Below are 14,613 nucleotides of genomic sequence, written 5' to 3'. Positions count from 1 at the left end.
CTCCCCTGCCTCACTGACGCCCGCGTCCGCGCGCGGACCCGAACGGAACGGCCAGGAACACGACGAGCCCGAGCAGCACGAGCTGGGCCACGCGCCAGGACGGCCACGCCGTGCCGGGTTCGATGACGAGTTTGCCGCCGTCCGCGCCGACTCTGTAGGTGGGCATCTGGGTGCCGGCCACCGCCTCGAGCGCGCGTCCGTCGAGGGTCACCTCGGCCTCACGGGCGAAGTCGTTGCCGGCGCTCACGACGAGCCTGCGCTGCGCGTCACCGCTCGGCAACGTCGTCGAGACCCGCGCGTGCGGGCCGCGCACGGGGACGATGTGACGCTCGTCGCCGTCACGCACGACGACCCGTGCGGCACGCCCGCCCCCGGCACCGTCGATGCGGTACAGGGACGCCGTCGAGTCCGTCGCCATCGGCACGAGTCCGTCAGCGGAGTCGAGGGCAGCGAGCAGCGTGTCGGACTCCTGCGCGCGACGGTCGGGCGCGACGAAGGCGATTCCGGCGTCCCGCAGGGTCTGGGCGGCCTGGGCCCGCTCACCGGCGCCCGAGTCGACGAGCGCGGCAATGGCCTTGGTCACGGACGTCGGCGTCTGCATCGCCGGCTGGGTCGGGTCGACCGAGGGCAGGCCGGCCTCGCGGCTGCGAACGGTGAACGTCACGGCCCCCGAACGTGGCTGGAGGTCGAGCAGCATGCCGGCTCGCGCCGACTCAGCCTCGTGCACGGTGATGGCAGGAGCCGGGTTGCGCACGGCTTGGACGCCGTTCTTGCCGGCCGAGGCGTTCCACGCCGTCAGACCGATGACCCCACCCATGACGAGCGCGATCGTCACGACGCTGAGGCGCCCGAGGCGCGAGGTGGCCGAACGGGTTCCGGGTTCGGAAGAACCGTGGACACGATCTGCGCCGATGAGCGCGAGCGCGAGCATCGACAGCGCCGCGACCTGCTCCGGGACACCCGTCCACACGTGCAGTCCGGTGGGCGCGCCCAGGGAGTGACGCGGCGCGAGCAGCGCGGCAGCGAGAGCGACGAGCGCGAGGACCACGAGTGCCCAGCGCGCGAGTTCGTGACCCCGGCCGCGCAGCGCACCCCACAGGCCGAAGAAGAGGACAGGCACCGCCAGGAGCAACGGCGTCGAGCCCGGGCCGCCCGGGTGGAACAGGAGCGCGGACAGCGGCGCGCCGCCGTCACCGTCCGTCAGGACCCCGGGGCCGCCGACGAGCTTGCTCGGGTCGGAGAAGGCCTCGACGCTCCAGTGCCCGAGCAACAGCGGTACGAGCACGACCACGGCGAGCGCGCGGATCTTCGCGGCGCTCGACCCCAGCACCGCGACGACGAGCAGGGCAATCGCCAGGACGGGAAGGAGGATCGGTGTGTAGGCCCCGAGCACCGTGACGGCGAGCGCAGTGGCTGCCGTGCCGGCGACGGTGGCGCCGGAGCGGCCGAGCCGCAGAATGCCCGCCAGGGCCAGCGGGAGCACGATGTGCGCGATGACGGGGCCGAGGCGCCCGCCGAGCAGCGCCGTCGTGAGCGGGGCGAGAGAGCCCCACGCGAGGGCTGCCAGAGCTCGTGGCCACGCGAGCTTCGTCGCCGCGCGCCCCGCGAGGTAGGCCGACCACCCTGCGAGTGCCGGAGCGGCCAGGAAGAGCCATGTGATGGCTGTCGCGGTCGCGGTGGAATCGGCCACACCCGGCAGGAGCGAGACGAGCCAGGAACCGATGGCGATGAACGGCAGATAGGGCACCGACGAGGCGGCGTGCCCGAAACCGGGGCCCTGCCAGGCGTCGCGCCAGGCGTGCCAGACACCGCCGGGCGAGGTGAAGTACGGCAGGAGTTCGCCACCCGCGAGGCCGTGACCGCCGCGAAGAGCGCCGTCACTCAAGGCGTCACGGAAGATGAACAGGCTCATGCCGAACAGCACGAGTACGGCCCAGAGACCGGGGTGGCGCACGATGCGCTTGAGCACGCCGCCGCGGGTCCGCATTTCCTCGGCCTCTTCGGACTGCGGGCCCGTCTCGGTGGAGATCGGCTGGTGCACCGGCTTCGAGCCACCAGGTGTCAGCGCGGCGACCACGGCGTCCCAGGCCGCGGCACGCCCCGCTTCGGCCGGGACGAAGAGGGACGAGAGTTGGGCGTTGCTCACGCCGGCACGTCCACGGAAGCGGCGTCGCGCGCCCATGATGCGGCCGAGTCCGAGACCTGCACTGGCCTGACCGAACTCCGACGCGGCCGAGCGCGGGCGCTTGAGCAGGAGCAGCACGACACCCAGCAGCGCAGACGAGATCGTTGCCCACGCGAGCGCGAAGGGGAAACGGAGCGTGGAGGTCCGCGCGAGGGCGACCTGACGGTGGCGGCGCAGTGTGCTGCCCGAGTGCGCGGCCGGACGATCGGGGTCACCCGAGCGGCGCGTCATGCTGCGGCGCTGGCGACGCGTCATACGCGTCCCGCGGCCCTCCATGACGCGCAGCAGGTGCGCGGAGTCGATGTCCTGGTGTGCGGTGGCCTCGGGCACGACGACGACCGCGTGGTCGGCGAGGTGGGCTCGCCAGCACAGATCGAGACCGTCACCGTCGCCGTCGAACGCGGGATCGAAGCCGCCCAGGTCGAGGTAGACGTCCTGGCGCACGAGCATGCCGGCACTCGACACGGCGAGCACGTCACGGCGCCCGTCGTGCTGGCCCTGGTCGAGTTCGCCCTCGACGGTGCGGGCGACGTGACGCCCGCTGCGCGTGACGTCGATACCGATGTTAATCAGACGGGATGGACGGTCGAGCTCGTTGATCTTGCAGCCCGCGATACCGATGCGCTCGCTTCGACCCACCGAGCGCATGAGCGCCTTCAGGGAGTCGGGCCTCGGAGCGGAGTCCTCGTGGAGCAGCCACAACCAGTGGTAGCGGTCGCTCGGGTGGGTGGGGCGTCGGCGGGCGCGGCGGCGATCGCGCAGCGCGACGACGTGGTCGCTGCCACGCGCGGGAATGGCCTGCACGGCCCGGTCGACGAGACCGGCGAAGGCTTCCTCGTGGTTCGCCTTGACGACAGTGAGGTCGACTGCGCGCAGTTCCGGGAACTCACGCGCGAGGACCTCGCGCATGTCCTGATCGGGAGTGCCGTCGACGACGACGAGGCGGTCGGCCTGTCGCGACTGGTCGAGAAATGCATCGACCGTGGCGCGAAGCCACGGTAGGTGTCCGTCCCGCGCCACGAGGACGGCGGTGACGAAAGGATGCTCGGGTGTGCCCTCGCGGGGCTCGTGGACGCCGAGTCGAGCGCTCGCCGTCACCTGATCAGACCGCGCGCTTCTTCAGCTTGCGGCGCTCACGCTCGGAAAGGCCACCCCAGATGCCGAAGCGCTCGTCGTTCTCCAGCGCGTACTCGAGGCACTCGGAGCGAACCTCACACCCGACGCAGACACGCTTGGCCTCGCGGGTGGAGCCGCCCTTCTCGGGGAAGAACGCTTCGGGGTCGGTCTGCGCGCACAGTGCGCGCTCCTGCCACGACATTTCCTCCGTGTCGTCCAGGGCGTCGTGCAGGCTGATCAACTGCATGAATTCCTGCATGTCCGTCCTTTCGTCGTCGGTGCCATGGTCAGGCGTCGGTGTACTTCGGCGAACTTCGGCCCAATACCACCCGGCGGTGACAACCCCACCGGAGCGGGACGACAACAAGGGGGACGGCGAAGCGCGACATGGCAATTACATCGATGTCATTCGAGTGAGTCAAGCCGAACGGGAATGCTCGCAACCCCCTCCCCGGGGGTGAATGGCGCCTCCACCACCTCGCCTGTCACACTGACAATATGCAACTCACGCTCCTATCTAGTGGTCCCCAGTCAGCTGCAGCACTACATGGGCTGTTCGCGCCGGGGTCGACCATCGACACGCCGATGGGTGATGTGATCTGCATCACAAACACCTCGGGGGACCTCAGTGTTGCGGGTCTGCGCTTCACCCCGGACACGGACGCCGCACTGCGCGCTTTCACGCCCTCACCCGCGCGCCCCTCCACGTCGACCGTCTCCTCGACGCTCGCAGAACTGGGCCTGGCACCCGGCGAGTGGCCGATTCTCGACGACGAGAGTGTCGCCTTCGCCGTCGCCCGCAACTACTGGCGCGCTCGAGGTGAGACCGCGGCCACGTGTGCCCAGCTCCAGAGCCCCGCAGCGGAGGCTCGCGTCATTCCCGCGACGAACGAGCCCGTCGAACTTCACGTCATTGAGGAGAACGAGGCCGGAGAGCGCAGCAGCCGCCCCGTCGCCCGGTGGCTCGGGGATGCCGACCGGGGCGAACCGCAGGGCTTCGGAGTCGCCGGGCTCGAACAGTCGACGCCCTCCCCCGGCGTGCTCGACGCGCTGCGCAGCAGCGACGTCGTCGTGCTCACCCCGATGTCACCCGTGCTCGACGGGCCGGGGCTGCTCGGGGTGCCCGGCGTGCGCGACGCCCTGCGCGGCACAGCGGCCCGCGTCGTCGTCATGAGTCCGGTCGGCCTGCCGACGAGCCGCGACGGTGACGCCGAGCGCAGCGCCTGGTCGCAGGCGGGCCTCGAGATGACGTCGGCGCAGGTGGCCAAGCTCTACGCGGACTTCGCCGACGTGCTTCTCATCGACGAGGACGAGGCTCAGGGCAGCTACCCCGGGCGTCTCACCGTGACGCGTGCGCCGCTCGCACGAGCGCTGGTCGGCGACGTCGAAGCTGCGCGCGAGGTACGCACCACGGTTCTCGGAGCCTGATCGATCGGCGACCTGCTCCCACCCGACGCCGGGGACACCCGTGCAGGTCTCTCGCTGCGCCTCAACGCCACGCGCGCTGGGGCAGGTGTGAGGGCAACGTCATACGGGCACCATGACGTTCGCGCCGCGGAGCGGCGGCGAGGATGAGGCGCTCGGCTCGATAGCGGTGTCCGCGGTAGGGCTCGAGAAGGCCGGCCATACCCACGTCGTCGATGTCACGCCCGAGCAGCGCGTGCCCGATCTCCTTGGCCACGTGGTAGTCGGCGAAGGTGGGGGCGTCGGGGTCGCCCCACGCGCTCTGTGCAACTTTTGCCGCCGTCCAGACCCCGATTCCGGGCACGAGGCGCAGCCTCGCGTGGGCCTCCGCAATCGGCAGCTCGCTCGTCTGCTCGAGACGGTCCGCGTGCTCGAGGGCACGCATGACGGTGCGTGACTGCGGCGGCTCGACACCGGCTTGCAGCCATTCCCAGGACGGAATACGTCGCCACTGTGCAGCAGAGGGTGCGGCCATGAGGCGAGCGACGGCCGGTGCCTGAGGGCCCGCCGCCCGCAGCGCCTCCGGGTCTAACGTGACAGGGGTGCCGTACGTGCGCACGAGGTGGCGGAAGCCTGCGAAGGCCTGACGACCGGTGACCTTCTGCTCGAGGATGCTCGGGACGAGCGAGGTGATGACGAGGCCCGTGCGCGGGATGCGCCAATCGGCGAGCTGACGCACGCGAAGGGCGACCTTCACGGGCTCGTGATGGGCAGCGAAGCCGTCGAGGCTGTCCGCCTCACCGAGGATGGTGGGCAAACGGCCCGCGAACCACGCCGCGCCCGCTCCGTATGCCCGCAGGATGACGCGCTCGCCCCCCTCCGCGGGCTTGACCTGCCACCAGGTGGCCGCCGGTCCTGCGGGCGTGTGCACGCCCCACCACACGGCGTTGGGACGCACGACCATCGTCGGATCGCCCGATCCCCGACGAAGAGCGCCGAGGATCGAAGCCACCGGAACGCTGCGTCCGGGCTCCCACTGTTCGACGAGGTCGGGCCGGGTACTCACGCGAGTCGCGCTGCCACGTCGACCGGACGGACGGGTCGGCCGAGGAACGCCGCGAAGATCTGCCGCTGAGCCTCGGAGACATCGGTGTCGAGGAAGGTGAGAGAGGGTTCGCTCACCCAGACGACGTTGGCGCCGAACATCGCGCTGAGGTTGATGAGGGCCGTGCTGGGGCCTCCGAGGACGGCGTCGGCGCCGACGACGAGCGGATCGAGCTCGGCGGTGCCGCGCGAGCGCATGACCTCGAACTCGTCGTAGCGGCGCACGTCCTCAGCAGGGTGCGCGCGCACCAGTGGTTCGAGTCCCACGTCCGCGCAACTCGCGACCAGGCCGCGGACGTAGTCGACGTACCGCTTCTCGTCGATGAGCCCCAGATCGACGAAGGGCTGAGTGAGGATGACGGCGCTGCGACGCACCGATCGGGAGGCACCTTCGGTGTGGGCGCGGAACTCCGCACGCACGGCCTCGGTGACCTCCCAGCCGTGGGAGGTGCGCCGATACGCGGGCCACCGCTCGGACGTCAACGCCTTGCCCGTCGCGGCGATGAGACCTGCCTTGAGCGTGGCCGTGACAGGCGCGGCGCCCTGCCGGCGGATGGCGTCACGGCGAGTCGTCCACGAACCGTAGGTGCCGATGCCTTCGTCGGTGACGACGACGTGGATGGGGCGCACGCCGTTCGCGCGACGAAGCGCGACGAGAGCCTTCAGGCCGGGCGTTCCCACGCTGACGTAGAGGGCCCGCGCGCCCTCGGCGAAACGCCATCCCGCCATGCCCTCCTCGAGCGAGAGGCGTGGGTCGTCCGGCAGCAGGGCTCGCGCGTCCTCGACACCGACCGCGGGCGCGGTGAGGAACGCGGCTGCCGGGACGAACGAGACGCGCAGGCGGCCGGCGTCCGAAAGATCCTGCAGGACGCGGCGAAGGTAGGAGGCGATGTAGAGCACGTGCGAGCGACTCTTGGCCCCGGTGACGACGGCGTGGACGTGGTCGTTGTGGGTTTCGCTCATGTCAGATCACCGGGGGCCGGCCGAGGCGGGTGAGCTTCGCGACCGTGCGCCACGACATGACGTGCCGCTCCCCCGCGTCGGTGCGCAGGCCCTCGGCAAGGCCGGCGAACCAGACCTTGAGTGCGGCCTTGTCCTTGACGCGAAGCAGGGTGATGGCCGCCCAGTTACCGATGTACAGCGGCACGAGGGGCGCCGGTAGGTTGCGCTTGGCCACCCACACGCGGTTTCGCGCGTTCATCCGGTAATAGACGGCGTGCCGTGCCGGAGACGTGGCCGGGTGGTTCACAGTGATGCTGGGTACGTACTGGATGACCCAGCCCGCATCGATGAGTCGCCAGGCGAGGTCGATGCCTTCGTGACCGTAGAAGAAGTGCCCAGGCCAGCCGCCGACCTGATCGAATGCGGTGCGGCGCGAGAGGTGGATGCCTTCGAGGAACCAGGTGGCCGGGCCGGGCTTTCCGTTGTTCTTGACGTTGAGGCGCGGAATCCAGCGGCGTGGCGTCGGCTTTCCCGTGGGGTCCTGCCCGAGCGGGCCGATGACGGCGTTGTCGGCCCGCTTCTCCATCTCGGCCACCATGTCGGCGAGGACGTGGTCAGTGGGGAGGGTGGCGTCGTCGTCGTAGAAGAACAGGTAGTCGCCGCGGGCTTCCCGCGCACCGACGTTTCGGCCTTCGGGGATGCCGAGGTTCTCCGGCGACTGGATGGTGCGCACGTTCGCCGGGAACGGCCACGGATTCTCGGCCGGGTTCCAGCCGTTGCCGAGCAGCACGATGTCGAGTTCGACTCCGCGCTGCTGGTTCAGGGACGAGATGGCCCGTTCGAGATCGTCGGGGCGGTTACCCATCGTCATGAGGACGACGCCGACGCGAGGCGGGGTGGCACCCGTCTGCGGCTCCTGCGCCATGCCTTCTCCTTCGTCGTCCGTTGCCGCGCCTTCGACTGCACTGCTCGATTGTTTTTGAATGCGTCCCAGGCTAGACGGTGCCACCGACAGCCGGAGAACGCTCCTCGCTCGTGTCAGCCCGCTGAGCGTGTGCGGTGACGGCAAAGGTCACGATGACGTCGCCGAACCGCTCAGTGCTCCAATCGGTCTCGCCGACATCGCGCAGTGCGCCGACGTGTTCGGGCACGGTGAGTCCGTGGCGGCTGAGCCAGGTGATGATGGGCAGGTCGGCGAGTTTGGCGAGAGCCTCTGCGCGGGTCCAGCGTTCGGCGAAGGTGTCGGGGTCGTCGACGCCGTAGCGCCGCACGAGAGTTGAACGCACGGGCCGTGGGATTTCGGCGTCGAGGACGAAGGTGCCGTGGCTGCGCAGCGCGGAGGGAACGTGCCACGCGAGCCCGGTGCCGTCGGACAGGTAGCTGCGCGCCGCGTCGGGGCGCGCCTGACGCGTGACCTCGCGAGAACGCTCGAGTCTCCCGTCGCGCACCGCGGCGGCGAGCAGTTCAGCCGCGTTCACCACGTCACCCACCCTCTTTCCCGGCAACAGAGCATTCCATGCCACCGCGCGCTGGAGCCGGCCACACCGTCGGACGACTCCCCCGTCCGGAACGCGACCACGCCAGAAGACGCGCCGAAGGAACCAAGGCGACCACGCTGGAAGCGGACTGCGGGAGACCGAGCATGACGCGCTCCACGGGCCGAGCGTGCGAGGCCCGTGGAGCGCGTCATGAGAGGCCGAGCGCCCCGCAGCTGTGTCGCACCGAGCGAAGGGCTCCGAGTCGCGAGCGAGCTCGCGACTCGGAGCCCTTCGCCGGAAGACGCAGCAAGGGAGAACTCAGATGCTCCCGCCACCGTCGATCGTCAGCACCATGCCGTTGATGTTGGTGTCTTCGAAGAGCAGCATGCGCAGGGTGGGCGTGATGTTCTCCGGTTCGACGAGCTGGCCGGTGGGCGTGCGTCGGGTGATGGTGGAGAGCTGTTCGGTGCCGAGCACGGAGCTCATTTCGGAGGCGAAGAAGCCGGGCGCGATCGAGTTGACGAGGAAGCGTCCGTGCATTTCGCGAGCGAGGGAGCGGGTGGCGGCGTCGAGGCCGCCCTTGGTGGCGGAGTAGGCGACGAGGCCGGCGTAGCCGCGCTGGGCACAGACGCTGGTGACGTTGACGATGCGCCCCTTGCCGACCTTGGCCATGGCGTGGCGCATGAAGGCGCGCGTCACGAGCAGCGTGGAGGTGAGGTTCGTCGAGATGATGTCTTCGATGCGCTCGGGCGTCGTGTGGAGGTGGAGCGAGTCCTGCCCGATGGCGGCGTTGTTGACGAGCGCGTCGATGGGGCCGAGCACCTTGGAGGCGTCCTTGATGAACGTGGTGACGGCCTTGGGGTCGGTGATGTCGACGGAGCCGACGTAGACGCGCTCGGGCTGCTCGTCCATGAGCTTCTGCAGCTCAGGCGTGACGGTGCGCGCGAACGCGGCCACCTTGGCGCCCTGGGCGAGCACGTCTTCGACGAAGGCAAGGCCGAGGCCGCGCGAGCCGCCGGAGATGAGGACGCACGTGGCGGCCGGGATCGGCGTCTTGGTGGTTTCAGACATCGCTCTTCAAGCTCTCCTTGATCGGGATTTCACTGAGGTATCGGATGCGGCGGGGTACCGCGTATTCAGGGAGTCGTTCGCCGCACCATGCCTGCAGATCGGCTTGGGTGGGTGCGTCGTCGGAGGCCTTGTCGAGGCCGTCACGCAGGACGACGTCGGCTGCGACGACGTTGCCGACGAGGGGCGCCTTGCGGCCGCGGACGGCGGCCCAGGCGACGTCGGGGTGAGCCAGGAGCGCGGCGCGCACCTTGCCGGCGGAGGCCTTGGACCCGCCGACGTTGATCTCGTCGCTCGCGGCCCGGCCGGTGATGACGACGCGGCCGCCCGAGATATCGACGTTGTCGCCGGTGCGGATGACGGCGTCCATGCCCTCGGCGGCCTTGGGCGAGGCGATGAGCAACTCACCGTCCTCCACGGACAGGCGCGGACGACCGGGCACGTCACGTTCGAGCCAGGCTTCGGGGAAGCCGGCCAGGCCGTCGTGGACGGCGATGGCGGCGCCCGCTTCGGAGCTCGCGTAGATCCACGAGATGCGGGCGTTCGGGAACACCTCACGCAGGCGGTCGAGGATGGCCTGGTCGACGGGTTCGCCGCCGAGGGTGACCTGCTCGAGTTTCAGCTGCGCGAGCACGTCGCCGCTGCGCCACAGGGCCTGACGCCAGAACGTCGGCGTACCCGAGGCGGCGGTGACGCCGGCGGCGAGCGCCTGGTCCGGCCATTCGGCGAGCTGCGCGGGGTCGACGAAGACGATGTCCTGACCCGGCAGCGCGATCGAGAGGGTGACGACCTGCCACCACGCGTAGGCGCCCGGCGTGTAGGGGCACAGCCAGGTGCGCGCGGGCTGGTCGCCGGCGACGGTCGTGAGGGAGGCAAGGGTGTGCGCCACCTGCTTGGGGCGCCCGGTCGAACCGGACGTCAGCAGCCAGACGCGACCGTCCTCGGCGTCGCGCTCGTTGATGGCGGGAGCGACGTCCACGCCCCCCGCGCCGTCGCGCACGAGGGACAGACCGAACTCGCGGAAGCCCTCGGCCTGCTCGTCGTCGATGCGTGCCGCGGTGGCGATGAGGGTCTCGCGGTTCGCCTCCGTGGCGGCGAGCCACGCGGCCTGCGCTGCGCCGCGGTGGCCGCTCACGAGGAACGCTGCGGCGAGAGGTGCCGAGAGCGTGTCGTTGCTCGCACCGAAGCTCGACTCGGCGAGCTCGGCCCACGTGCCGTCGAAGTCTCCGACGACGACACGGTTGTTCGCGCCCGCTGGAGCGCCGTTGGCCTGTGACGCCAAGATCAGGAGGCCTTCTGCAGTTCGTCGATGAAGTCGAGCACGTCGCCGACGGTCTCGATGGAACGCAGGCCGGGCGCGTCGAAGTTGAGCTCGGTGTCGAGCTCGTCCTCGACCTGAAGGGCGAGTTCGGAGAAGTCGAGCGAGCGGAAGCCGATGGCGTCGAGACGAGCCGAGTCGTCGGACGGCAGCTCCTTGCCCTGCGCGGTGAGAACCTCACCCATCATCGTGCGGACCTGCTCGCGGCTGAGCGTGCTCATGGACTCTCCTTCATCGTGCGAAATGACCCGCGCCTTCGGTGGGGCGACCGCCGTCGACGCAGACACGTGTGCTGACGACAGTCTAGGGCTTCGCCTCACCTGTGAGATCGCGCGACGCACGAAGGGTGCGCTGCGGTGCGCCCACACGCTCTTCGTCGCCGTGACGCGCGGGAACGCGTCAGCGTCGCGTGGGCACACCTGCGGCCGGTATCGTGGTGAGTCGGGCCCCGACGGTCCGAGTCACCGAGTTGAGAACGGGAGTTCGCATGCTTCGCCCCGCCACGGACGCCGACCAGGAAAACGTGCGCACCTGGCGCAATCACGACGAGGTACGCGCCGTCTCTCTCACCCAGCACGTCATCTCGCCCGACGAGCATGCGGCGTGGTGGGCGAACACGAAGGACAACCCGAGCCGACGCGTGCTCATGTACGAGCGCGGCGGAGTGCCCGCCGGTGTCGTCACGTTCTTCGACTACGACGCCGAGGCGAAGACCTCCTGGTGGGGTTACTACCTCGACAACGACGGCCTCACGGAACGAGGCGAGCTGCTGCCTGCGTGGATCCAGATCCAGCGTGAGGCGGTCAAGTACGCTGACGCGCAGCTCGATATCGACACCTTGGACGCCGAGGTGCTCGAGGTGAACGAGGGCGTTCGTCGCTTCAACAAGCGCAACGGTTTCGTCGAGATGGAGACCGAGACGCGCGAGATCGGCGGCAAGCCGACGCAGGTCATCCACGTGCGCCGCGAGCGCACGTCCTGACGCAGAGCGTCACCCAGCCAATCGCAAACGAGCGAGGAGCCCCCAGCATGAGCCAGAACCCGCACGAGAACATCCGCATCGGTGACGTCGAGGTCGGCCCGAACGCCGAGCCGTACATCATCGCCGAGATGTCGGGCAACCACGACGGCAGCCTCGAGAAGGCCCTCGACATCGTGCGCATGGCCGCTGAGCAGGGCGCCCACGCCATCAAGCTGCAGACGTACACGGCCGACACGATCACGATCGACGTCAAGACCGACGACTTCAAGATCTCCTCCGGTCACGAACTGTGGGCCGACCGCTACCTGTACGACCTGTACGAGGAGGCGCACACGCCGTGGGAGTGGCACGCGCCGATCTTCGCGCTCGCCAAGGAGCTCGGCATCCATGCCTTCTCCTCCCCCTTCGACCCGACCGCGGTCGACTTCCTCGAGCAGTTCGACGTGCCCGCGTACAAGATCGCGAGCAGTGAGATCGTCGACCTCCCCCTCATCCGGCACGCGGCGAGCAAGGGCAAGCCGATCATCATCTCCACGGGTATGGCCTCGCTCGGCGAGATCAACGCCGCGGTCGAGGCGGCCCGCAGCGTCGGCAACGACAAGATCGTCGTGCTGGCGTGCACCGCGAACTACCCGGCCGACCCGAGCGAGTCCAACCTGCGTGGCATTCCCGTCATGCGGGACGCGCTCGGCACCCTCATCGGTTACTCCGACCACACGATGGGCATCGGCGCCGCCGTCGCCTCCGTCGCCCTGGGCGCGGTCCTCGTCGAGAAGCACGTGACGCTCTCGCGTGAGGGCGGCGGCGTCGACTCCGCGTTCTCCTCCGAGCCGGAGGAGCTGAACCAGCTCGTGACCCAGTCCAAGGTCGCCTGGCAGTGCCTCGGCGAACCGCGTATCGGGGCGCGCGCCCAGGAGAAGGAGGGGTTGCGCTTCCGCCGCAGCCTCTACGTCGTCGAGGACGTCAGGGCCGGCGATGTCGTCACGGCCGAGAACGTCCGCTCCATCCGTCCCGCCAACGGCCTGGCGCCCGACACGTTCTCCACCCTCGAGGGCCGCACCTTCACCCGTGACGCGGCGAAGGGCACGCCCATGTCGTGGGAGCTGGTCTGAGCATGACGGACCCGCAGACCGTGCGTCAGGTCGAGCCCGTCAGCGGCTTCACGCTGACCGGCGGCGAGATGCTCGACCACAGCGATCGGGCGGCTGCCCGCGCGGACCATGCGGGGCTGGAACTCGCCCGCCGCGCGGTGGAGGCCGCCGAGGGGCCGGTGCTGCTCATCGGCCCGACCGCGAGTCTCCTCCTCGAGGACCTGTCCCCGGAGCGCGAGGTCTCGGTCCTCGTGCGCGGCACGGTCGATGCTCGCTCCCTCCAGCACTCGCGCGACCTGCACGAGGGCCTCTCGGTTCACTGCGGAAGCCTCGACAGGTTCGACACGAGCGACCATGCGGTCGTCGTCGCACTCGATCCTCTGCGCGTGCTCGTCACGCCTGACTCGCGTCCGTTGAGCTGCCGGGAGAGCTTGGCGCTCATGGCCGGCTTCACCGCGGAATCCGGGGTGCTCGTCGCGGAGGTCTCCAATTCCCTCGGCATCAACGACCTGCAGACTGCTCCGTCCGTCCTCGCGCGGGACAACTTCGACCATCTGGCCGGCGAAGCCGCCGGCGGACTGTTCCGCCACGAACTCGCGGGAGCACTCGACCACGCGGACCTGAACCTGGCGCGCTGCTTCGCCGCCGTGCCCAGTGCCACCCACCCCGTCGTCCTCGTGCGCGACGACTCACTCGCAGACGAGGGAACTCGTCCAGTTCGCGAAGACGTTCACCTCCGCCGTGGCGGTCGACCCGGGCCCCGGACCGCGCACACTGAGCGACCCGACGATGCTCACCGAGCGCATGTTCGATGCGCGTCTGGCGGCCGAACTGGCACCGGCGTGGATCGTCATGTGGACCCACGGCGACGCCGATGACCTGCAGGTTCCTCGCGCCGTTGCCGTGGAGCCCGAAGCCGCAGCGGGTTGGCGCGCCCGGGTGGTCGTCGACGACGACGACCGGCACGCGCTGGGCGGTCTCGTCGCCTCGGGAGTCGTCGAACGCGACCTCTCGCGCGCCTACGCCGGTGAGCGCGGCACCCTGGTCGAGACGATGTTGACGGACGCCTGCCGTGTCCGGGATCTCACCGGTGTGCGCCACGTCGTCGCCGCATACGGCGCCTGGCTCTTGAGCCTGCCCGCCCCGGAGGCGATCGTCGCAACCGTCGACAACACGGTCTGTCGCACGGACGGTGACTCGGTCACGTTCGGCCTGTTCGACCCGAGTTGGACGGTGAGCGTCGAGACCACGAGCGAGGCAGCCCTCGCCCGCAACCTCTGGCGCTTCGCGCAGCGTCTGCTCCGTCGTTCGTTCGCTCACCCCTGGGTGGCCGACGCAGGCGCGGACCAGATCACCGACTCGCTGTGCGCCATGGTGGGCGTCGACTGGACGAGCACCCGAGAATCGTCGGTCGCGCTCGAGGAACGCCTTCAGGCCTCGTTGGGATCGGCCGCCGACAACGGCTTCGCTCGCCTCACCACCCCCGGCGCGCGGGAGATGGACGCCCAGGATCCGCGCTCGGCGAGTTGGCGCGAAACCGTCCGTGCCAACGCGGAACTTCGCGAGGAACTCGCCGTCAACCGCGAGCGCATCGACTGGCTGGAGCGGCATCTCGAGTGGCGCGATCGACAGTTCGCCGGCCTCGAGAAGCGGATGAACACGGTGACTGCCACGACGGCCTACAAGGTCACCGACGCGTTGGGTGCTCCGAAGCGCAAGGCCGTCAGGAGCGCCCGCGCGCTCGTCATGGATCAGCTGCCTCCCGGATTCAAGGACAAGGCGGAGAAGGCAGTTCGACGCATGCTGAACGACGCAACCTGAGTTGTTAACCTACGTGTGCTGTGGGCCCGGTCGGGACCCTCGGCTCCGAAGCACGACCCGGCCACGCCCGAAGCACGCCCACTGATCGACGAAGGAAACTGCCC

At 69.8% G+C, this 14,613-nt stretch carries 14 protein-coding genes; 5 read left to right on the top strand and 9 right to left on the bottom strand.

Translation table 11 applies throughout. From position 1 onward, the window contains the following. Positions 1-10 precede the first annotated feature (10 nt). Together H7F30_RS07885 and H7F30_RS07880 are read right to left on the bottom strand one after the other, a co-directional pair. Complete coding sequence (locus H7F30_RS07885) at positions 11-3,283, bottom strand: glycosyltransferase (protein WP_187034396.1); 3,273 nt, start codon at positions 3,281-3,283, stop codon at positions 11-13. Positions 3,284-3,287: 4 nt separating this feature from the next. Next, positions 3,288-3,548 (bottom strand): WhiB family transcriptional regulator, encoded by a 261-nt coding sequence (locus H7F30_RS07880; RefSeq protein WP_182434746.1) that lies wholly within the window; start codon positions 3,546-3,548, stop codon positions 3,288-3,290. A 338-nt stretch (positions 3,549-3,886) separates the two neighbouring features. On the opposite strand from H7F30_RS07880, the gene H7F30_RS07875 reads away from it, so the two are divergent. Then, positions 3,887-4,729, top strand: a complete 843-nt coding sequence (locus H7F30_RS07875; RefSeq protein ID WP_187034394.1) for a 2-phospho-L-lactate transferase CofD family protein — start codon at positions 3,887-3,889, stop codon at positions 4,727-4,729. Between the two features lie 61 nt (positions 4,730-4,790). On the opposite strand, the gene H7F30_RS07870 is transcribed toward H7F30_RS07875, so the two are convergent. From H7F30_RS07870 to H7F30_RS07840, 7 genes are all read right to left on the bottom strand, one after another. Next, positions 4,791-5,771, bottom strand: coding sequence for a DNA-3-methyladenine glycosylase (locus tag H7F30_RS07870; RefSeq protein WP_187034392.1), 981 nt, complete (start codon positions 5,769-5,771; stop codon positions 4,791-4,793). Further along, entirely contained in the window at positions 5,768-6,772 is a 1,005-nt protein-coding gene (locus tag H7F30_RS07865; RefSeq protein ID WP_187034390.1) for a hypothetical protein, read from the bottom strand. The genes H7F30_RS07870 and H7F30_RS07865 overlap by 4 nt, the downstream gene beginning before the upstream one ends. Position 6,773: 1 nt before the next feature. Further along, positions 6,774-7,676, bottom strand: coding sequence for a glycosyltransferase family 2 protein (locus H7F30_RS07860; RefSeq protein ID WP_255464707.1), 903 nt, complete (start codon positions 7,674-7,676; stop codon positions 6,774-6,776). A gap of 70 nt (positions 7,677-7,746) precedes the next feature. Next, a complete protein-coding gene (locus H7F30_RS07855) occupies positions 7,747-8,232 on the bottom strand; it encodes a hypothetical protein (protein ID WP_129664523.1) in 486 nt (161 codons plus the stop codon). Between the two features lie 315 nt (positions 8,233-8,547). Continuing rightward, positions 8,548-9,300: an SDR family NAD(P)-dependent oxidoreductase gene (locus tag H7F30_RS07850; protein ID WP_047311889.1), complete on the bottom strand. Its 753-nt coding sequence runs from the start codon at positions 9,298-9,300 to the stop codon at positions 8,548-8,550. After that, on the bottom strand, positions 9,293-10,579 hold the full coding sequence (locus tag H7F30_RS07845) for an AMP-binding protein (protein WP_187034388.1): 1,287 nt from the start codon (positions 10,577-10,579) through the stop codon (positions 9,293-9,295). Before H7F30_RS07845 ends, H7F30_RS07850 begins: the two co-directional genes overlap by 8 nt. A gap of 2 nt (positions 10,580-10,581) precedes the next feature. Then, positions 10,582-10,836, bottom strand: a complete 255-nt coding sequence (locus H7F30_RS07840) for a phosphopantetheine-binding protein (protein WP_047311887.1) — start codon at positions 10,834-10,836, stop codon at positions 10,582-10,584. A 266-nt stretch (positions 10,837-11,102) separates the two neighbouring features. On the opposite strand from H7F30_RS07840, the gene pseH reads away from it, so the two are divergent. The 4 genes from pseH to H7F30_RS07820 are packed head-to-tail and all read left to right on the top strand — an operon-like array spanning position 11,103 to position 14,509. After that, a complete protein-coding gene (gene pseH / locus H7F30_RS07835) occupies positions 11,103-11,597 on the top strand; it encodes a UDP-4-amino-4,6-dideoxy-N-acetyl-beta-L-altrosamine N-acetyltransferase (RefSeq protein WP_047311886.1) in 495 nt (164 codons plus the stop codon). A 47-nt stretch (positions 11,598-11,644) separates the two neighbouring features. Continuing rightward, entirely contained in the window at positions 11,645-12,709 is a 1,065-nt protein-coding gene (gene pseI / locus H7F30_RS07830) for a pseudaminic acid synthase (protein WP_187034386.1), read from the top strand. 2 nt (positions 12,710-12,711) lie between these two features. Next, a complete protein-coding gene (locus H7F30_RS07825) occupies positions 12,712-13,566 on the top strand; it encodes a hypothetical protein (protein WP_187034384.1) in 855 nt (284 codons plus the stop codon). Further along, the gene (locus H7F30_RS07820; protein ID WP_187034382.1) at positions 13,478-14,509 is read left to right on the top strand and encodes a hypothetical protein; all 1,032 of its coding nucleotides are present in this window, start codon (positions 13,478-13,480) and stop codon (positions 14,507-14,509) included. The genes H7F30_RS07825 and H7F30_RS07820 overlap by 89 nt, the downstream gene beginning before the upstream one ends. Positions 14,510-14,613 lie beyond the last annotated feature (104 nt).

The sequence above is a fragment of the Dermacoccus sp. PAMC28757 genome (genome assembly GCF_014302635.1).
Taxonomy (GTDB): Bacteria; Actinomycetota; Actinomycetes; order Actinomycetales; family Dermatophilaceae; genus Dermacoccus; species Dermacoccus abyssi.
Note: the sequence above shows the minus strand (reverse complement) of the source record. Positions and strands in the feature narration are given on the sequence as shown.